Consider the following 19774-nt stretch of genomic DNA (forward strand, 5'->3'; position numbering starts at 1 on the left):
GCTTGATATTCGATGGGTCGGATGATTGGCTATTTCGTCGCAAGATAAAACCCGCTAAAAGAGCAGTCTCTTTCAATATTTTTTTGATAATCGAGGCTGAAGATGCTGCGTTTCGACGACTTGCAGCTGTTTGTCCGGGCTGCGGACCTGGGGAGCCTGTCGGCGGCAGCGCGGGTGATGGACATGTCGGCGGCGGTGGCCAGTGCGGCCTTGAAGCGCATCGAGCAGCAACTTGGCGTGCGTTTGCTCGCACGCTCCACCCGCAGCCTGCGCCTGACGGCCGAAGGCGAGGGATTTCTGGAATATGCCCGGGCGGCCCTGAGCAATCTGGATGAAGGGCGCCGATTGCTGGCCAGTGGTCAGGATCAGGTCAGCGGGATTCTGCAGCTTTCCGCACCGTCGGACTTTGGCCGCAACCTGTTGCTGCCGTGGCTGGACGAGTTTCAGCGTGAGCATCCGAAACTGACCGTCCGGCTTCTGCTGGGTGACCGCATTGCCGACCTGTTCCGCCAACCGGTCGACATCGCCCTGCGCTATGGCGAACCGGAAGACTCAAGCCTGGTAGCGCTGCCCATCGCCCCACAGAACCGCCGGGTACTGTGCGCCGCGCCGAGCTACCTCGCCAGACAGGGCGAGCCACGGCAGCTGGAGCAACTGGCTCAGCACAATTGTTTATTGTTCATGCTGGGCGGCCGGGTCCACGATCACTGGAGTTTCCATGACGGCAAGCGCGAAGTCGGCCTGACCGTCAGCGGTGACCGTTTCAGTGACGATGCCGATGTGGTGCGGTTGTGGGCCGTTGCAGGCGCAGGGATCGCTTACAAGTCCTGGCTCGATGTTGCCGCCGATGTGCTCGCCGGGCGGCTGAAAGTGCTGATGCCAGAACTGCTCTGTGAGCGCGCACCTCTGAATTTTCTGTGCGCCCATCGCGCACAATTGAGTAAGCCTGTGAACCTGTTACGGGAAATGCTTGCCGGCCGATGTGCTCATTTAAGCAGCCTATTTCCGACGATATCGGGCATCGATCATTAGTCGCAGGTAAATAGCGAAATTTCTCTCAGCAACTATCAGCACCCGCGGTTTCCCTGGGGCAGGATCCGGCGGTCAACCCGCTTATACTAGCGCCCGCCTCATGTGCGCACCGTCGATCTCGCGATGACGAGTCCGCGTTACAGTCGGCCAGGTTCCACGCTCTATCCTCCGGCCTTTGCTTCGCCTTGGCCGCGAAGCAAAGGCGCAGGTGAGCGGGGAGCTTTGCCCGGCTTATGGCGGTTTCCGCGGCTTGGCCGGCGACACATTACTGGTCAAGATGTCTCTGAGCAGCAGACGAAACGATTCAACAGGGAGTGAATACATGGAACATGCACCTTGCATCAGCCAGATCGCCACGTTGCTGGCTGACCCAAAGCGCAGCGCAATGATGTGGGCCTTGATGGACGGCACGGCGCGGCAAACCGAAGCGTTGGCATTGTTGGCCGGCCTGTCACCCTCTTCGGCCAGCGCACACTTGGGACGATTGTCCGCAGGCGGTCTGTTGAGAGTTGAAATCCGTGGGCGAAAGCGATTTTTCCGCTTGGCGGCCCCCGAAGTCGGCGCGGCTATCGAGGCATTGGCCAGTGCGACCCTGGCCAGTGCACCCCGAGAGGTCCCGGATGTTTTCAAACGCCCCAATCCCATCGCCAAACCTCAGACGGCGCCTTCGTCACTGCTGCGAGCCAGACTGTGCGACGACCATCTGGGAGGCACCTTGGCCGCCGACCTTTATCAGCGGTTGCTGGATGCAGGCTGGATCGAACAGATCGATCAGCGGGTCATGATTACCCACAAAGGTTCCACCCAGTTGGCGACACGAGGCGTGTTCATCCAGGCGCTGGCACATCGCAACAGCCGGGTGGCCTGTGCCTGTCCCGACTGGAGCGAAAGACGCCCGCACATGGGCGGTTCACTGGGCGCGGCGCTGTTGCAGCTGTTCATGCAGTCGGGCTGGTTGAGCCTGCCCAACGAATCCCGCGCCTTGCAGATCACTGCTGCGGGGCAGCGTGAAATCCATCGCTTCGCCAAGGAAACCGAGCTGGAAATGGCGCTTTAGGAATTTATCAACAGCCAACCAGTGTGGGAGCGAGCCGGCTCCGGGCGGCGTTCCGACGATGAGGCCATCACATTCAACATCAGTGTTGACTGACAGTCCGCTATCGCGAGCAGGCTCGCTCCCACAAGGGTTATGCGGTGTGGCTTACGGCTTGACCAATCTGGCATCCAGGCTATTTTGCGCCAGGCGCTTGGCCTGATCCTGGGTCATGCCCAAATCGGTGTACAGCGCATGGAAGTTCTCGGTCACATAACCGCCGAAGTACGCCGGGTCATCGGAGTTCACGGTCACTTTCACGCCACGCTCCAGCATGTCGAGGATGTTGTGCTGGGACATGTGATCGAACACGCAGAGCTTGGTGTTCGACAATGGGCACACGGTCAGCGGGATCTGCTCGTCGATGATCCGCTGCATCAAACGCTCGTCTTCGATGGCGCGCACGCCATGGTCGATGCGCTGGATTTTCAGCAGGTCGAGGGCTTCCCAGATGTATTCGGGCGGGCCTTCTTCGCCGGCGTGGGCAACGGTCAGGAAGCCTTCGTGACGGGCACGGTCAAACACGCGCTGGAACTTGCTCGGCGGGTGTCCCATTTCCGAACTGTCCAGGCCAACGGCCACAAACGCATCGCGGAACGGCAGCGCCTGATCGAGGGTTTTCTGTGCTTCATCTTCGCTCAAGTGGCGCAGGAAGCTCAGAATCAAACCGCTGGTGATGCCCAATTGTTGCTCGCCGTCTTTCAGCGCGGCGGCGATGCCATTGAGCACCACTTCGAAAGGGACGCCACGGTCAGTGTGGGTTTGCGGGTCGAAGAACGGTTCAGTGTGAATCACGTTCTGCTCCTTGCAACGCAACAGGTACGCCCAGGTCAGGTCGTAGAAGTCCTGCGAAGTGCGCAACACGTCAGCGCCCTGGTAATACAGGTCGAGAAACTCTTGCAGGTTGTTGAAGGCGTACGCTTTGCGCAGGGTGTCGACGTCGCTCCACGGCAGGGCGATCTTGTTGCGTTCAGCCAGGGCGAACAGCAGCTCAGGCTCCAGCGAGCCTTCGAGGTGCAAATGCAATTCTGCCTTGGGCAGGGCGTTCAGCCAGTCGTACATAGTCTTTTCTCATCAGGTGCAGATGGCGGGCATTCTACAGATGCCTGTAGAAACAATTTGCAAAACCTGACCAGCCGATTCATCACACTGCATCCTGTTCCCGTCGATAGGCGTAGGTATCGGCGAAGCGCGAGAGCAGGAATTCGGCGCAGGTGGTGGCAGGATACTTCGCCGGGTGCAATTGATCCTGACATCCGGGCAGGCATTCGATGCGTGTGTCGGGGTGCGGCTCGGCAAAGAACGGCATCGAGTAACGGTCTACGCCCAGAGGGCTGATCACTCGGTGTGGTGTCGACAGGTAACGGTCGTTGCTCCAGCGCGCCATCATGTCACCGAGGTTGACCACGAACGTCCCTTCTATCGGCGGCGCGTCGATCCATTCGCCTTTTACGTTTCGCACTTGCAGGCCACCGGCAGCGTCTTGATACAGCAGGGTGATACAGCCGTAATCGGTGTGGGCACCGGCACCTTGTTGTTCGGCGGAACTGGCGGTGTGGCGCGGTGGGTAATGGATCATCCGTAGCACGCTGACCGGCTCGTTGAAACGGCTGTCGAAAAAATCGCGCTCGATGCCCAGCGCCAATGTCATTGCCCGCAGCAGGGTTTGGGCGAGGGCCTGCATGTCGGTGTAGTGCTGTTCCATCAATACTTCCCAACCGGGCAGCGATGGATGACAGTTTGGGCCGCGCAAGGGTTGTTCCGCCAGGACTTGCGGGTGATCGGCCGGCAGGTGCAGGCCCATATCGAACGTTTCCTTCAGGTCGCTGGGCTTGCTGGGGTCGAGTTGTTCGGTGGCGATGGCGCCGTAACCACGGTGATGGCGGGTTTGGGTGATGTCGATCTTGAGTTTTTCGGCGGTGGGTTGGGCGAAGAAGTGTTGGGCTTGGTCGAGTACGGTGTTGATGCGTTGCGCGGAAATCGGGTGACCCTTGATGTAGAAAAAGCCCCATTCGCGGCAGGCGTGGTCGATCTTGGCGGCGACGGATTGCCAGGCGTGCGTGTCGTCGCTGTAGAGCGGGCTGATGTCGATGATGGGAAGGCTGTTCATACGCGATCCTTAAAAGCGCTGGAAGTCCCTTGTGGGAGCGAGCCTGCTCGCGAATGCGGTGTGTCAGCCAACATCCGTGTTGAATGTGCTACCGCCTTCGCGAGCAGGCTCGCTCCCACAGGGTTTTGTGTCTGGTGTGAAGGACTACTTCGGAATATCCACCTTCATGCCTTCAACGTAGTAGTTCATCGACGCCAGTTCCGCATTGCTTGCCGTTGCGCCCAGCGCAATTTTTTCTACACCCGCCTGATCCTTGATCGGCCCGGTGAAGGGGTGGAAGGTGCCGCTTTTGATGTCCGCAATGATCTGCTCGGCTTCGGCTTTCACCGGCGCTGGAACCAGATCACTGATCGGCAGTTCAACCGTACCTTCCTTCAACCCGCCCCAGTAATCCTGTGACTTCCAGGTGTGATCGAGCTCGCTTTGGGTCGCTTGAATGTAGTGTGGACCCCAGTCGTTGACGATGGAGGTCAGCACCGCTTTTGGCCCGAAGTGTGCCATGTCCGACGCGTAGCCGACGGCATACACACCGCGACGTTCAGCCGCCTGGATCGGCGCGGGGCTGTCGGTGTGCTGGAACACCACGTCCACGCCCTGGTCGATCAGTGCGTTGGCGGCGTCGGCTTCCTTGCCCGGATCAAACCAGGAGTTGACCCACACCACCTTGATCTCGGTGCCGGGGTTGTACTTGTTCAGGGCCAGCTGAATGGCGTTGATGTCGCGGATCACTTCCGGGATCGGGAAGGAGGCGACGTAGCCGATCTTTTTGGTCTTGGTCATCTTCGCCGCGAGGAAGCCGCCGACGTAGCGACCTTCATAGGTGCGCGCCAAATAGGTGCCGAGGTTCTTGTCCTGCTTGTAGCCGGTGGCGTGTTCAAACATCACCTTGGGAAATTGCTTCGCCACTTTCAGGGTCGGGTTCATGTAGCCGAACGACGTGGTAAAGATCAGATCGTAGTTATCCTTGGCCATGTTGCGGATCACCCGCTCGGCGTCGGCACCTTCGGCGACGTTCTCCACGTAGTTGGTGGTGATCTGGTCGCCGAATTTTTCGGCCAACGCCTTGCGCCCCTGTTCATGCTGATACGTCCAGCCGTGGTCACCGATCGGACCGATGTAAACGAAGCCGACTTTCAGCGGGTCGGCGGCGCTGGCGGTCATGCTTGTGCTCAGACCGATGGCTGCGGCGACGGCGATAAGCAGCTTCTTCAGCGGACGTTTATGCATGAATTCGAACTCCATTTTGTTTTGAGGTTGGAAAGGCCAATGCAAATTACTGACCAACAGGACAACAAAATATTCGAAACCGTGTCGAGGTCATCGCGAGCAGGCTCACTCCTACAGGGGAACGCATTCCAAAGTGGGAGTGAGCCTGCTCGCGATGAGGCCCTTGGGGCCGATTAAAGTGCACGCCCTGAACCTGCTGCCATCCACTGGTGCGCTAAGGTGTAACGAAACGTTAGAGCCGCATCGCAGTCAGTAGCTCATTACTCTGCTTTCGCTCCACTGCGCCAAAAGGCCCGCAATGCTCACACTCCTCAAGCAAGAAACCTTTCTGCTGCTGGCCGTTCTCGCTGCTGCCGCCGCGTACCCGCTGGAGCACTGGATGCTCCACAGTGGCCAGGCCATTGCGTTGGCCGCCGGCCTGGTGCTGATCGTCTTCATCGTCGCCGCCTCCATGCGCGTCGCCCATCACGCCGAGCTGCTGGCGGAAAAAGTTGGCGATCCTTACGGCACGATGATCCTGACCTTGGCGGCGGTGCTGGTGGAAGTGGTGATCCTGGCGATCATGATGAGCAACGAAGCCTCGTCCACCCTGGTGCGGGACACTATTTACTCGGCGGTGATGCTCGACATCAACGGCATTCTCGGCCTGGCGGCGTTGATGGGCGGGCTCAAGCACGGTGAACAGTCTTACAACGATGACTCCGCGCGCAGCTACAGCGTGATGATTCTCACCGCCATGGGGGTGTCGATGGTGGTGCCGGAGTTCATTCCTGAGGCCAACTGGAAAATTTATTCGGGCTTCACCATCGGAGCGATGGTCGTGCTCTATGCATTGTTCCTGCGAATGCAGGTTGGACCGCACAGCTACTTTTTCAGTTACAGCTATCCGGAAAAACGCCGCCGGAAAGTCCCGGAGGAGGAACCTGAACCGGTCAATCTGGCGCTGAGTATCGGCACGTTGGTGTTTGGCGTGGTGGTGATCGGCGCACTGGCCGAGGTGATGTCCAAAGCCCTCGATCTGGGGCTGGAAGGGACGGGCGCTCCGCCGGTGATTACGGCGATTCTGGTGGCGGCCATTTCGGCGGCGCCGGAGATTCTGACGGCATTGCGCGCGGCACTGGCCAATCGCATGCAGTCGGTGGTCAACATCGCCATGGGCGCGTCGCTATCGACGGTGATCCTGACGGTGCCGGTGATGGAAGCGATGGCGCTCTATACCGGTCAGCCGTTTCAGATGGCGATGACGCCGGTGCAGACGGTGATGATCCTCCTGACGTTGATCGTCAGTGCGATCAACCTCAACGATGGCGAAACCAACGCCATCGAAGGCATGACCCACTTTGTGCTCTTTGCGACATTCATCATGTTGTCGCTGCTCGGCCTTTGAACACACCACAATACCAATGTGGAAACTGAACCAATGTGGGAGCGAGCTTGCTCGCGATGGCGTCATGTCAGTCAACATCGATGTTGAACGTCAGTCCGCTATCGCGAGCAAGCTCGCTCCCACAGTTTTTTGATTTTTGTTGTGTCAAGTTCCGGCGATGAGCTGTCGAGCGGCCTGGCTGTGATCAGCGATCAGGCCTTTGAGGTCCAGCCCTTCAACCTGCCCATCAATCACTCGCCACTTGCCGCCGACCATCACCCGATCCGCACGATCCGCGCCGCACAGCAGCAACGCCGATACCGGATCATGGCTGCCGGAGAAACGCAGTTCATCCAGTTTGAATAGCGCCAGATCCGCCTGCTTGCCGACTGCCAGTTCGCCGATATCGGTACGGCCCAGCAAGCTCGCCGAGCCCTTGGTCGCCCAGCCCAGCACCAGTTCCGGCGTGATCTTCTCAGCGCCATAACGCAAGCGCTGAATGTACAGTGCCTGACGGGTTTCGAGCATCATGTTCGACGCATCGTTGGACGCCGAACCGTCCACACCCAGCCCGAGCAACGCGCCCGCCGCCGTGAGGTCAAGCGTCGGGCAGATGCCGGAAGCGAGGCGCATGTTCGAGCTTGGGCAATGGCAAATGCCCGTACCGGCGGCGCCGAGGCGGGCGATTTCGTCCGGGTTGAAGTGGATGCCGTGGGCCAACCAGGTACGCGGGCCGAGCCAGCCGACACTGTCCAGATAATCCACGGTGCGCAGGCCGAAGCGTTGCAGACAGAAATCTTCTTCGTCGAGAGTTTCGGCCAGGTGCGTGTGCAGGCGCACGTCGAGTTTGTTTGCCAATTCAGCACTGGCGGACATGATTTCCGGGGTCACCGAGAAGGGCGAGCATGGTGCGAGGGCGATCTGGATTTGCGCACCGTCACCGCGTTCGTGGTACTCGGCGATCAAGCGCTGGCTGTCGTCGAGAATGACTTCTCCTTCCTGCACGGTCTGCTGTGGTGGCAGGCCGCCGTCCTTCTCGCCGAGGCTCATGGAGCCGCGCGTGAGCATGGCGCGCATGCCCAGTTCGCGAACGCTTTCGACTTGCACGTCGATCGCATTTTCCAGGCCTTCGGGAAACAGGTAATGGTGATCGGCCGCGGTGGTGCAGCCGGACAGCAGCAACTCAGCCAGCGCGACTTTGGTGGCGAGGGCGAGTTTTTCCGGGGTGAGGCGGGCCCAGACTGGATACAGGGTCTTCAGCCACGGGAACAACGGCTGATTGACCACCGGCGCCCAGGCGCGGGTCAGGGTTTGATAGAAATGGTGATGGGTGTTGATCAGCCCCGGCAGGATCACATGCTCGCGGGCATCGAAGACTTGTCCACAGGGGGCGGACGGTTGCTGTCCGGCGGCGAGCACTTCGACGATCACACCGTCTTGCACAACCAGACCGCCTCGGGCATCGAGGCCATTGGCAGTGAAGATCGCGAGGGGATTTTTTAACCAGGTACGGGATGCAGGCATGTTGGCCGGCTCCTCTGAAAGTTGGGTTCAGGGTTGCCAGCTCAGTGATTACCCTGTCTGCTGATCCAGGATCGCCGCGGGGGCGAGGTGCAGAGTTTCGGACAAAACGCAGTGCTGGGCAAGCCCGACCCGACCAGACAACACAAATCCCTGTATGGAATGATCCCTTGTAGGAGTGAGCCTGCTCGCGATGAGGCCGTGTCAGTCACATCAATGCTGAATGACACGACCTCATCGCGAGCAGGCTCACTCCAGGGGGATTGTGGTGATTACCAGGGAATGGCTTCACCTCTGTAATTCACGAAGTGATGTCCGCCCTTGCCGGTGTAGGCATTGACCTGATCAACCAGCCCACGGGTACTGGTATCCACATCAATGTCCGCACCTTCACCGCCCATGTCGGTTTTCACCCAGCCCGGATGCAGCGACAGCACAGTGAGTTTCAGCTCGCCCAATTGCGTCACGAAGCTGTTGGTCATCGAGTTCAGCGCCGCTTTACTGGCTTTGTACAACGCCAGTTCCGGCGCGTCCGGCATGGTCACGCTGCCCAGCACCGAACTCATGAAGGCCAGCACGCCGCTGTCCGGGCGAATCTGCCCGATGAAACGCTGGGCCAGGTTAATGGGTGCCACGGCGTTGGTGAAAAACAGCTGGCCAACCTCGGCCAGCGTCGCACCGCCCGGTGTCTGAACGTCCGGGCCCTTGACCCCGGCATTCACAAACAACAGATCGAACACTTCATCTTTGAGTTGTTGGCTGAGGGCGATCACCGCTGGCTGATCGTCCATATCGAGTTTTTCGATCCGCACGTCACCCAAGGCCCGTAGGGCTTCGGCGTTTTGCGGGTTACGCACGGTGGCGGTGACTTGCCAGCCGTCGGCCAGCAGGGTTTTCACCAGGCCGAGGCCCAAGCCCCGGGAGGCTCCGATGATGAGTGCGGTTTTTGCCTTGGACATGAGTGGCTTCCTTGAAAGGAGGGTCAGGGATTTAAAGGACAGCGCTGGCCGAGCCGTTGCTGCAACTCGCTGCGCAACACGCCCAGTTCGGCCATGCGGGTTTCGATCAGTTTGAGTTTGTCTTGCAGCAATTGCGTGACGGCACTGTCCGGGTCGGGTGACTGCCAGATTGCCGCGACGCTGTTGCCGATTTCACCGAGGGTAAAACCCAGTCGCTGAGCGGTTTTGATGTATTGCACCAGTTGCACCATCTCCGCTGGATAGTCGCGATAACCATTGGCGCTACGTTGCGCCGCGATCAATCCGCGCTGCTCATAGAAACGCAGCGTATCGCGGCTGACCGCGCTGGCTTGGGATAATTCACCGATGCGCATATTGACGTCTCGAGAGGACTTGACCATGGAGCATACTCCAGGCTTTAGCTTGGTTGCTCCTCGAATGTATGGAGCAAGGCCAATGTGGACTTCAACGCAATATCGCCGGTTGGTGCGGGGCAGCGCCTGGTATGACTTGATCGTGACGGCGGCGTTTGCCACGCCGTGGAGTTTTGCGGTTTTGCATGGGGGGTTGACGGGGTTGAGTCAGGTGCTGGATTTGCCTGGAGCGCTACCGGCGTTTGAGCCGATGCACATGCTGATGGCAAACCTTTTGGGGTCGATTGTGTGCGTTTGGGCGGTGCTGCGAATTCGGGATCCGCAGCAGGTGTTTGGGCGGTATGACGCGGTTGGCAGGTTTCTATTTTCGGCTTGGCAGCTCTATGCCTTGCTGCATGGGGCCAGCTCGTTGCTGGTGGTTTTCCTGATCTTTGAATTAGCGTGGGGCGTGGCTCAGGTGTTGCCTGTGCGGCAGCCATCGCTGGCAAGCCATGCTCCTACAGGCAAAGCGCCAAACCTGTAGGAGCCGAGCTTGCTCGCGAAGGGGCCTGTGCGGCAGCCATCGCTGGCAAGCCATGCTCCTACAGGCGAAGCGCCAAACCTGTAGGAGCCGAGCTTGCTCGCGAAGGGGCCGGCCGATTCAACCCTAATGCCCGCCCTGCCACGGCTGCCCCAACGACACCGGCGCATACAACCGCGTCCGCACCGCATCTCGTGACAGCAGTACCAACACCACAATCGTCGCGACATACGGCAGCATCGCCAGCAGACTGGATGGAATCGCCAGCCCCAAGCCCTGCGCCACCAAATGCAGGATGCTGGCGAGCCCGAACAGGTACGCGCCCAGCAGCAAGCGCCACACGCGCCAACTGGCAAACACCACCAGCGCCAAGGCAATCCAGCCACGCCCGGCGCTCATGTTCTCGGCCCACATCGGCGTGTACGCCAGTGACAGATACGCCCCGGCCAACCCGGCCATCGCGCCGCCAAACAACACCGCCAGCGTACGCACGCCCAACACCGGCAAACCCATCGCGCTGGCCGCATCCGGGTTTTCCCCGACCGCTTGAATGATCAGCCCGATGCGGCTTTTCAGAATCACCCACGCCACCAGCGCAAACAACAGGAACGATAGGTACACCAGCAAATCCTGCGCAAACAGCATCCGCCCGATCAGCGGAATCTCACTCAAATAAGGAATCGCCACCGGCTCAAAACCGGCCAACGGTTTGCCGACCCACGCCGCACCGACAAACGTCGACAGGCCCACACCGAAAATCGTCAGCGCTAACCCGGTGGCCACCTGATTGGCATTGAACACCAGCGCCACCAAGGCAAACAGCGATGACAACAGCATCCCGGCGAGCATCGCCAGCAGCACGCCGAGCCACAGGTTGCCGCTGTTCAGCGCGACGATAAAACCGATCACCGCGCCAAACAGCATCATCCCTTCTTGACCCAGATTGAGTACGCCGCTTTTCTCGCAGATCAATTCACCCAACGCCACCAACAACAACGGCGTGCCGCAGCGGACCATGGCGTAGAAAATATTGCTCAGCAGATCGATATCCATCACAGCGCTCCTGCATTTACGGCGGTGGCTGGCGCGCGGCGGGCCCAGCGCAAACTCAAACGCGGTCGGTAGAGAATCAACACGTCACAGGCCAGCAAGAAAAACAGCATCATTCCCTGGAACAATTGGGTAATGGCTTGCGGCAAGTTCATGCTCATCTGCGCGCTCTCGCCGCCGATGTACAGCAGCGCCATCAGCAGGCTGGAAAACAGAATGCCGATGGGGTTGAGTCGTCCGAGAAATGCCACGGTGATCGCCGCATAGCCGTAGCCGGGGGAGACCTGCGGCACCAACTGGCCAATAGGCCCGGTCACCTCACACACGCCGGCGAGGCCAGCCAGACCGCCGCTGACTAACAGCGCCAACCAGACCAATCGCTTCTCTCGAAACCCAACGAAACCCGCCGCACGCTTGTCCAGCCCCAACACTTTGATCTGAAACCCGACAAAGCTTTTCTGCAGCAAGACCCAGACAGCGACCAGCGCCAACAAGGCGAAATACACCCCGGCGTGAACCCGACCGTCCTCCATCAATAACGGCAAACGGCTGAAATCACTGAACATCGCCGACTCAGGGAAATTGAACCCGGCTGGATCCTTCAACGGCCCATGGACACAGAACAGCAGCAGGTTCAGGGCGATGTAATTGAGCATGATGCTGGTGAGGATTTCGTTGGCATTGAAACGGGTGCGCAACCACGCCGTCAGCCCGGCCCATGCCGCACCGGCGAGGGTGCCGACCAGCAGGATGAGGACCAGTGCCCAGCGACTTTGCAGGTCGATGATGTTCACCGCCAAGGCACTGCCGGCCAGCGCGCCGAGCAGCAATTGACCTTCGGCACCGATGTTCCAGATCCGCGCCTGATACGCCACCGCCAGTCCCAGCGCGCAGAGCAAAATCGGTAACGCTTTGACCAACAATTCCGAGACGCCATACAAGTCGCTGACCGGAGCGATCAGCAAGGTGTGCAAAGTCAGCAATGGATCGTGGCCCAATGCGATAAACAGCAATGAGCCACAACCCAGCGTCAGCACTGCCGCCAACAGCGGCGAGCACCAGAGCATCAGGCGCGATTGTTGGCCACGGGGTTCGAGAGAAAGCAGCATGTGAAACTCCGTTAAACCGTTGCGGGGGCGAGTGATTGAGTGGTGTCGAACTGGCCGGCCATCCAGCCGCCGACGTCGATCAGGCGCGTGTCGACGGTGGCCTTGAGCGGCGACAGACGACCGCCGCACAACGCGCCGAGGCGGTCGCTGATCTGGAACAATTCGTCGAGGTCTTCGGAGATCACCAGGATCGCCGCGCCGGCATCTCGCAGGGCAATCAGCGCGCGGTGAATGGTCGCGGCTGCGCCGACATCCACGCCCCAGGTCGGGTGCGCGGCGATCAGCAATTTGGGTTGCTGGAGGATTTCCCGGCCGAGGATGAATTTCTGCAAATTGCCACCGGAGAGGCTGCGGGCCGGTGTCTGGGCATCGGGCGTCTTGACCCCGAAGCGACGAATGATCTCTTCGGCCAACGCTTCGACCTTGCCGCGCTGAATCAAGCCATTGCTGACCAACCCTTGTTGAAAAGCCGTGAGCAGCGCGTTATCCGCCAGACTCAACTGCGGCACAGCGCCGTGGCCCAGGCGTTCAGCGGGGACGAAGGCCAGGCCGAGTTTGCGTCGCGCATCGGGTCGCAAATGAGCGACCGGTTGCCCACTGAAACTGATCGTTGCGCCGTCGTTGCGGGTCAGTCGTTCTTCACCGCTCAGTAAGGCGAGTAATTCATCCTGACCATTACCCGCGACACCGGCGATGCCGACGATTTCACCACAGCGCAATTCAAGATCGACGCCCTTTAGCGAGCAACCGAACGGGTCAGGATTGGGCCAGGACAATCGATTAACGTTGAGAAACGGATCGCCGCCCACCACCTTCGGATAGTCCGTCATTGTCTCGGCCGCTTCACCGACCATCAGCCGCGCCAGTTGTCGATCCGAACATTCGGCCGGCAAGCAATGCCCGGCCACTCGCCCGCCGCGCAACACGGTGGCGCTGTGGCACAACGCCCGGACTTCACCGAGCTTGTGGCTGATAAACAAAATGCTGCAACCCTCGGCCGCGAGTCGGCGCAAGGTGACGAACAGTTCATCGGCCTCTTGTGGGGTCAGCACCGAGGTCGGTTCATCGAGAATCAACAGACGGATGTCTTGCATCAGGCAACGCACGATTTCCACTCGTTGCCGCTCGCCAATCGACAGGCTGTGGACAAGTCGCTCCGGCTCAAGCGCCATGCCATACCGTCGGGACACTTCACGAATCTTCGGTTCAAGCTGTTTCGGTGTGCCGGCCGCGGCGCCCATGGCCAAGGCAATGTTTTGCGCCACGCTCAATGTTTCGAATAGTGAAAAATGCTGGAACACCATACCGATCCCAAGGCCTCTGGCCTGGGCCGGATTGCGCATAGTCACGCGTCGCCCTTGCCAGATCATCTCCCCGGAATCGGCGTGGGTGACGCCGTAGATGATCTTCATCAGCGTACTTTTACCGGCACCGTTTTCCCCGAGCAGGGCGTGGATTTCGCCAGGCGCAATGTTCAGGTCAATGGAATCGTTGGCCAGGCATCCGGGGTAGCGTTTACTGATCTTGCGTAATTGCAGGCGGGGCGTTTGATCGGGGATCGGCACGGGGTTGGGCATGACGGACTCGGGTCGAGGGGCGTGATGCCTGTGGATAAAGCAATTTCCTGGCCACTTAGTCAGAAAAGCTGGTATTGCGTGGGCAAGCGCAGCCCTATCGACAGTGGGTTATGAGCTATCGACAGCGAATCAGGCACCACTTGAGGGCAATGCCGATGATAAGGCTCCTGTTTTGCCTGCAGTGTATTGGTTAAAAAACGATCAGCGGTCCGCAAGCCATACTGGATATGGGGTCGCGACAGCCATGAACGGGTTATGCACAGATTGCTCCACAGTATTTGTGCGCAAGGTCAAAGGTCGGGCATAAGCACTGTGCAGCTATCTCTAAAGGTGATAAACCGCGCTAAGTATTTGTTTTTACGTGATTTAAGTGCCGGTGATGGCAGATTGGACGAAAAGTGAACAAAGCCCGCAAACCCGCATGACAGAAGGGTTACAGGCACCTGTGCTCAGGTTATCCACAGCCGGGTGCACAGTAGATGTGGGCAAATTTTCAACGTCGACGGAATAAGGGTGAGCGTTGTTGGTGCGCTCAGTGCTGCAACACAATGCGCCCGCGACTCAAGTCCGCCAGCTGGGTTTGCAGGGTGCGGATCTGCGCTTTTCCAATCGCCAATTGCAGTTCGACGCCGTTGGCGGTGAACGTTTCTTCCACGACTAAACCGCCCAATTCCGCCACGCGAAGTTTCACCAGCGCGAGCTCACCAAAGGCGCAGGCGCAACTGACAGGCACTCGACTGATCAGCTCAACCTTTGCCGCCGCTTGCAGGCACTTGTTGGCGCCGCCACCATACGCCCGGGCGAGGCCGCCCGTACCCAGTTGAATGCCGCCGTACCAACGAATCACCAGCACCGCGACCTGGTCGCAATCCTGTGCTTCGATGGCTGCCAGAATTGGCCGGCCCGCAGTGCCGCCGGGCTCGCCATCGTCGTTGCTGCGGTACTGATCGCCGAACTTCCACGCCCAGCAATTGTGCGAAGCATCCAAATCGCTGTGCTGTTCGATGAACGCTTGGGCGTCCGCAGGGCTTGCGATCGGCGCGGCGAAGGTGATGAAGCGGCTTTTGCGAATCTCTTCGCGGTATTCGCAAAAGTCGCTGAGGGTAAAAGGCATAAGTGTCTTAAATGGCAGGAGTCAGGCCGCAGCCCTTGAGGATGATGCGAATCAGGTTGTTGCCGGCTTCTTCCATGTCCTGCTTGGTCAGCTTGGTGCGTCCGCTGACACGGCAGATCTGGGTCGAGAAGTCGGCGTAATGCTGTGTGCTGCCCCACAACAGGAAGATCAGGTTGACCGGGTCGACCGGGTCCATCTTTCCAGCGTCGATCCACGCCTGAAATACGGCTGCCCGGCCCTGGAACCAGGCGCGATAGTCCTGGTTGAAATACTCGGTCAGGCACTCGCCACCGCTAATGACTTCCATGGCGAAGACTCGCGAGGCTTGTGGCTGGCGCCGTGAGAATTCCATTTTGGCGCGGATATAACGGGTCAATGCCTCGGCCGGATCATCCTCGGCGGTCAGGGTGTTGAAGGTACTGTCCCACAATTCGATGATGTTACTCAGCACCGCCACGTACAAACCGAGTTTGTTGGTGAAGTAGTAGTGCAAATTTGCCTTGGGCAACCCGGCATTCTGGGCGATGGTGTTCATGCTGGTGCCTTTGAACCCGTGACGGGCGAACTCGTCTTCGGCGGCTTTGATGATGGTCTCTTCGTTCTTCTGACGAATGCGGCTGGCAGGTTTTCCGCCATGAGCAGGGACTTCAAAAGTCATAGGCACTTCCAGACAGAGGGGTGGGGCAACCAGTGCGTTGATAGCGCACCCATGGGCTTGAGACAAGTGCTTGTGCGATAAAACCCGGAGACTTTCTACCGCGTCGCCGCCAGACTTTCCAGGAAACTTTCCAGTACCAAATGAGGGCGACGGCCCTTGCGCGTGACCGACGCAAGGCTCAGGTCATAGAAACGTGCCTTGGGTTTCAGCGCACGCAGGCGACCTTGTTGCACCCAGAGGCTGGCGTAATGATCCGGCAGGTAACCGATATAACGGCCAGTGAGGATCAGGAACGCCATGCCCTCACGGTCCGAAGCACTGGCGGTGCAGTTGAGCGCCTGGTAATGGGCCTGGATGTCCGACGGTAAGCGGAAAGTCGGCGCGATGGCGTCCTGGCTGTTTAGCCGTTCGTCGTCGAGTTGTTTGTCATCGACATAAAACAGCGGATGGCCAACCGCGCAGTACAGCAGTGAGCGTTCACTGTAGAGCGGCTGATATTCCAGTCCCGACAGCGCGCTGGCTTGCGGCACTACGCCGACATGTAAGCGGCCATCCAGCACGCCTTGTTCCACTTCATTTGGCGCGATCATACGGATCTGAATCTGCACATCCGGGCCACGCTCTTTCAGTTGTGCCAGGGCGTGGGTGATGCGCATGTGGGGGAGGGTGACCAGGTTATCGGTCAGGCCGATGGTCAATTCGCCACGCAAATGTTGATGCAGGCCGTTGACCTCGGTGCGAAAACTTTCCAGCGCACTTAATAGCTGCAAGGCCGATTGGTACACCTCGCGACCTTCTTCGGTCAGGGAAAATCCGGCGCGGCCGCGTTGGCACAAACGCAAGCCGAGGCGCTGTTCCAGATCACTCATTTGTTGGCTGATGGCTGAGCGGCCGATCCCCAATACACTTTCAGCGGCAGAGAAGCCGCCGCACTCGACCACACTTCGAAAGATCCGCAGCAAGCGGATATCAAAGTCACTGACTTGCGCGAGTGGATCGGGGCGACGCGTGCTCATAGTTTAGTAACAGCCTGACTGAACGTTAGAAGAGTTGGATTTCACAGACTTTATCTCCGTGGCAATTTAGCTGCAAGAACGCTTTTGATCTCTACGCCGCTTATTGCCTTGCGAGGTTTCGCCCATGAACTTGCCTGAAAACGCTCCGTCTTCCCTGGCCAGCCAGCTCAAGCTTGATGCTCACTGGATGCCCTATACCGCCAACCGCAATTTCCAGCGCGACCCGCGTCTGATCGTGGGCGCCGAAGGCAGCTGGCTGATCGACGACAAGGGCCGCAAAGTTTATGACTCGCTGTCCGGTCTGTGGACCTGTGGCGCCGGGCACACCCGCAAGGAAATCCAGGAAGCGGTATCCAAGCAACTGGGCACCCTCGATTACTCGCCAGGCTTCCAGTACGGCCATCCGCTGTCGTTCCAACTGGCTGAGAAAATCACCGACCTGACGCCGGGCAATCTGAATCACGTGTTCTTCACCGACTCCGGTTCGGAGTGCGCTGACACTGCGGTGAAAATGGTCCGCGCTTACTGGCGTCTGAAAGGGCAGGCGACCAAGACCAAAATGATCGGTCGCGCCCGTGGTTACCACGGTGTGAATATCGCCGGCACCAGCCTCGGCGGTGTGAACGGCAACCGCAAAATGTTCGGTCAGGCGATGATGGACGTCGATCACCTGCCGCATACACTGCTGGCGAGCAATGCTTATTCCCGTGGCATGCCGGAGCTGGGCGGTATCGCCCTGGCTGACGAGCTTCTGAAGTTGATTGAACTGCACGACGCGTCGAACATTGCCGCGGTATTCGTTGAGCCGCTGGCCGGCTCCGCTGGCGTACTGGTTCCGCCACAGGGTTACCTCAAGCGTCTGCGCGAGATCTGCGATCAGCACAATATCCTGCTGGTGTTCGACGAAGTGATCACCGGTTTCGGCCGTACCGGCTCGATGTTCGGTGCCGACAGCTTCGGTGTGACCCCGGACCTGATGTGCATCGCCAAGCAAGTCACCAACGGCGCAATCCCGATGGGCGCAGTGATTGCCAGCTCCGAGATCTACCAGACCTTCATGAACCAGGCGACGCCAGAGTACGCGGTGGAATTCCCACACGGCTACACCTACTCCGCACACCCGGTGGCTTGCGCCGCCGGCCTGGCAGCACTCGACTTGCTGCAAAAGGAAAACCTGGTGCAGAGCGTGGCCGAAGTGGCTCCGCATTTTGAAAATGCGCTGCACGGTCTGAAAGGTTCGAAGAACATCATCGACATTCGTAACTATGGTTTGGCCGGTGCCATCCAGATCGCACCACGTGATGGCGACGCGATCGTGCGTCCGTTCGAAGCGGGCATGGCGCTGTGGAAGGCCGGGTTCTATGTGCGCTTTGGCGGTGACACCCTGCAGTTCGGCCCAACCTTCAACAGCAAGCCGCAAGACCTGGATCGTCTGTTCGACGCGGTCGGCGAAGTGCTGAACAAAATCGACTGATTTTCTCTTCTATATAGAGGCGCCCTCAACGGGCGCCTGTGGACAACTTTTCAGGAGCGCTACATGAGCCTTATCCCGCATTTGATCAATGGCCAACTGGTGACCGAAGACGGTCGCACGGCGGACGTGTTCAACCCGTCTACCGGCCAGGCGATCCACAAGCTGCCATTGGCCAGCCGCGAAACCATTCAGAAAGCTATCGATTCGGCCAAAGCAGCATTCCCGGCCTGGCGCAACACACCGGCGGCCAAGCGTGCCCAAGTGATGTTCCGCTTCAAGCAACTGTTGGAACAGAATGAAGCACGCATCGCTCAGTTGATCAGCGAAGAGCACGGCAAGACCCTGGAAGATGCGGCTGGCGAATTGAAGCGCGGTATCGAGAACGTCGAGTTTGCCTGTGCTGCGCCGGAAATCCTCAAGGGCGAATACAGCCGTAACGTCGGCCCGAATATTGACGCGTGGTCGGACTTCCAGCCGCTGGGCGTGGTGGCCGGTATTACCCCATTCAACTTCCCGGCGATGGTACCGCTGTGGATGTATCCGCTGGCGATCGTCTGCGGCAACTGCTTTATCCTCAAGCCGTCCGAGCGCGATCCAAGCTCCACGCTGCTGATCGCTCAACTGTTGCTGGAAGCCGGCCTGCCTAAAGGCGTGCTGAACGTCGTGCACGGTGACAAGGCTGCGGTGGACGCGCTGATCGAAGCGCCGGAAGTCAAAGCGCTGAGTTTTGTGGGGTCGACACCGATTGCCGAATACATCTACGCCGAAGGCACCAAGCGTGGCAAGCGCGTTCAGGCTCTGGGCGGTGCGAAGAACCATGCGGTGCTGATGCCGGATGCGGACCTGGATAACGCAGTCAGCGCCCTGATGGGCGCAGCGTACGGTTCTTGCGGCGAGCGTTGCATGGCGATCTCGGTGGCTGTGTGCGTGGGTGACCAAGTGGCGGATGCACTGGTGGAAAAACTGGTGCCGCAAATCAAGGCGCTGAAAATCGGTGCTGGCACTTCGTGCGGTCTGGACATGGGGCCGCTGGTCACCGGTCAGGCGCGCGACAAAGTCAGCGGTTATGTTGAAGATGGCGTTTCTTCAGGTGCGACCCTGGTGGTGGACGGTCGTGGTTTGAGCGTGGCCGGTCATGAGGAAGGTTTCTTCCTGGGTGGCTGCCTGTTCGATAACGTCACGCCAGAGATGCGCATCTATAAAGAAGAAATCTTCGGTCCAGTGCTGTGCGTCGTTCGCGTGAACAGCCTGGAAGAGGCGATGCAACTGATCAACGATCACGAATATGGCAACGGCACCTGCATCTTCACCCGTGACGGTGAAGCGGCGCGGTTGTTCTGCGATGAGATCGAAGTGGGCATGGTCGGCGTTAACGTACCGCTGCCGGTGCCGGTGGCTTATCACAGCTTCGGTGGCTGGAAGCGTTCCCTGTTCGGCGATCTGCATGCTTATGGCCCGGATGGTGTGCGTTTCTACACTCGCCGCAAAGCCATCACCCAGCGCTGGCCACAACGCGCGAGCCATGAAGCGTCGCAATTCGCATTCCCTAGCTTGTAAGTAGAAGGGAAGAAGGC

18 protein-coding genes are annotated in these 19774 nt (G+C 59.3%); 6 read left to right on the plus strand and 12 right to left on the minus strand.

Annotated elements, in window-relative coordinates:
* Positions 1 to 102: 102 nt before the first annotated feature.
* Complete coding sequence (locus AC3ISI_RS03270; RefSeq protein ID WP_489335462.1) at positions 103 to 1032, plus strand: LysR family transcriptional regulator; 930 nt, start codon at positions 103 to 105, stop codon at positions 1030 to 1032.
* A 322-nt stretch (positions 1033 to 1354) separates the two neighbouring features.
* Positions 1355 to 2089, plus strand: coding sequence for an ArsR/SmtB family transcription factor (locus AC3ISI_RS03275; RefSeq protein WP_489335463.1), 735 nt, complete (start codon positions 1355 to 1357; stop codon positions 2087 to 2089).
* Positions 2090 to 2233: 144 nt separating this feature from the next.
* Here AC3ISI_RS03275 and AC3ISI_RS03280 read toward each other — a convergent pair whose 3' ends face one another.
* From AC3ISI_RS03280 to AC3ISI_RS03290, 3 genes are all read right to left on the minus strand, one after another.
* Positions 2234 to 3187, minus strand: coding sequence for an adenosine deaminase (locus AC3ISI_RS03280; RefSeq protein ID WP_489335464.1), 954 nt, complete (start codon positions 3185 to 3187; stop codon positions 2234 to 2236).
* 82 nt (positions 3188 to 3269) lie between these two features.
* Positions 3270 to 4235, minus strand: a complete 966-nt coding sequence (locus AC3ISI_RS03285) for a 2-oxoglutarate and iron-dependent oxygenase domain-containing protein (protein ID WP_489335465.1) — start codon at positions 4233 to 4235, stop codon at positions 3270 to 3272.
* Positions 4236 to 4379: 144 nt separating this feature from the next.
* Positions 4380 to 5462 (minus strand): BMP family ABC transporter substrate-binding protein, encoded by a 1083-nt coding sequence (locus AC3ISI_RS03290; RefSeq protein WP_489335466.1) that lies wholly within the window; start codon positions 5460 to 5462, stop codon positions 4380 to 4382.
* A gap of 298 nt (positions 5463 to 5760) precedes the next feature.
* On the opposite strand from AC3ISI_RS03290, the gene AC3ISI_RS03295 reads away from it, so the two are divergent.
* Positions 5761 to 6849, plus strand: a complete 1089-nt coding sequence (locus tag AC3ISI_RS03295) for a calcium:cation antiporter (protein ID WP_489335467.1) — start codon at positions 5761 to 5763, stop codon at positions 6847 to 6849.
* Positions 6850 to 6993: 144 nt separating this feature from the next.
* On the opposite strand, the gene AC3ISI_RS03300 is transcribed toward AC3ISI_RS03295, so the two are convergent.
* From AC3ISI_RS03300 to AC3ISI_RS03310, 3 genes are all read right to left on the minus strand, one after another.
* Complete coding sequence (locus tag AC3ISI_RS03300; protein ID WP_489335468.1) at positions 6994 to 8352, minus strand: 8-oxoguanine deaminase; 1359 nt, start codon at positions 8350 to 8352, stop codon at positions 6994 to 6996.
* Positions 8353 to 8621: 269 nt separating this feature from the next.
* A complete protein-coding gene (locus AC3ISI_RS03305) occupies positions 8622 to 9308 on the minus strand; it encodes an SDR family oxidoreductase (protein ID WP_489335469.1) in 687 nt (228 codons plus the stop codon).
* Positions 9309 to 9331: 23 nt separating this feature from the next.
* Entirely contained in the window at positions 9332 to 9682 is a 351-nt protein-coding gene (locus tag AC3ISI_RS03310) for a MerR family transcriptional regulator (RefSeq protein WP_489337618.1), read from the minus strand.
* Between the two features lie 82 nt (positions 9683 to 9764).
* Between AC3ISI_RS03310 and AC3ISI_RS03315 the strand changes: the two genes are divergently transcribed.
* Positions 9765 to 10205, plus strand: a complete 441-nt coding sequence (locus AC3ISI_RS03315; RefSeq protein ID WP_489335470.1) for a hypothetical protein — start codon at positions 9765 to 9767, stop codon at positions 10203 to 10205.
* Between the two features lie 123 nt (positions 10206 to 10328).
* Here the strand turns inward: AC3ISI_RS03315 and AC3ISI_RS03320 are convergent, their stop codons facing one another.
* The 6 genes from AC3ISI_RS03320 to AC3ISI_RS03345 form a co-directional block, all read right to left on the minus strand.
* Complete coding sequence (locus tag AC3ISI_RS03320) at positions 10329 to 11255, minus strand: ABC transporter permease (protein WP_489335471.1); 927 nt, start codon at positions 11253 to 11255, stop codon at positions 10329 to 10331.
* A complete protein-coding gene (locus AC3ISI_RS03325) occupies positions 11255 to 12361 on the minus strand; it encodes an ABC transporter permease (protein WP_489335472.1) in 1107 nt (368 codons plus the stop codon). The genes AC3ISI_RS03320 and AC3ISI_RS03325 overlap by 1 nt, the downstream gene beginning before the upstream one ends.
* An 11-nt stretch (positions 12362 to 12372) precedes the next feature.
* Positions 12373 to 13938 (minus strand): ABC transporter ATP-binding protein, encoded by a 1566-nt coding sequence (locus AC3ISI_RS03330; RefSeq protein ID WP_489335473.1) that lies wholly within the window; start codon positions 13936 to 13938, stop codon positions 12373 to 12375.
* Positions 13939 to 14470: 532 nt separating this feature from the next.
* A complete protein-coding gene (locus AC3ISI_RS03335) occupies positions 14471 to 15052 on the minus strand; it encodes an IMPACT family protein (RefSeq protein WP_489335474.1) in 582 nt (193 codons plus the stop codon).
* 7 nt (positions 15053 to 15059) lie between these two features.
* A complete protein-coding gene (locus AC3ISI_RS03340) occupies positions 15060 to 15710 on the minus strand; it encodes a TetR/AcrR family transcriptional regulator (RefSeq protein ID WP_489335475.1) in 651 nt (216 codons plus the stop codon).
* A gap of 95 nt (positions 15711 to 15805) precedes the next feature.
* On the minus strand, positions 15806 to 16726 hold the full coding sequence (locus tag AC3ISI_RS03345; protein ID WP_489335476.1) for a LysR family transcriptional regulator: 921 nt from the start codon (positions 16724 to 16726) through the stop codon (positions 15806 to 15808).
* 124 nt (positions 16727 to 16850) lie between these two features.
* On the opposite strand from AC3ISI_RS03345, the gene aptA reads away from it, so the two are divergent.
* Together aptA and AC3ISI_RS03355 are read left to right on the plus strand one after the other, a co-directional pair.
* On the plus strand, positions 16851 to 18200 hold the full coding sequence (gene aptA / locus AC3ISI_RS03350; protein ID WP_452624826.1) for an omega-aminotransferase AptA: 1350 nt from the start codon (positions 16851 to 16853) through the stop codon (positions 18198 to 18200).
* A 63-nt stretch (positions 18201 to 18263) separates the two neighbouring features.
* Positions 18264 to 19757 (plus strand): CoA-acylating methylmalonate-semialdehyde dehydrogenase, encoded by a 1494-nt coding sequence (locus AC3ISI_RS03355; protein ID WP_489335477.1) that lies wholly within the window; start codon positions 18264 to 18266, stop codon positions 19755 to 19757.
* Positions 19758 to 19774: the final 17 nt, after the last annotated feature.

The organism is Pseudomonas sp. GL_139_B, from assembly GCF_057834475.1.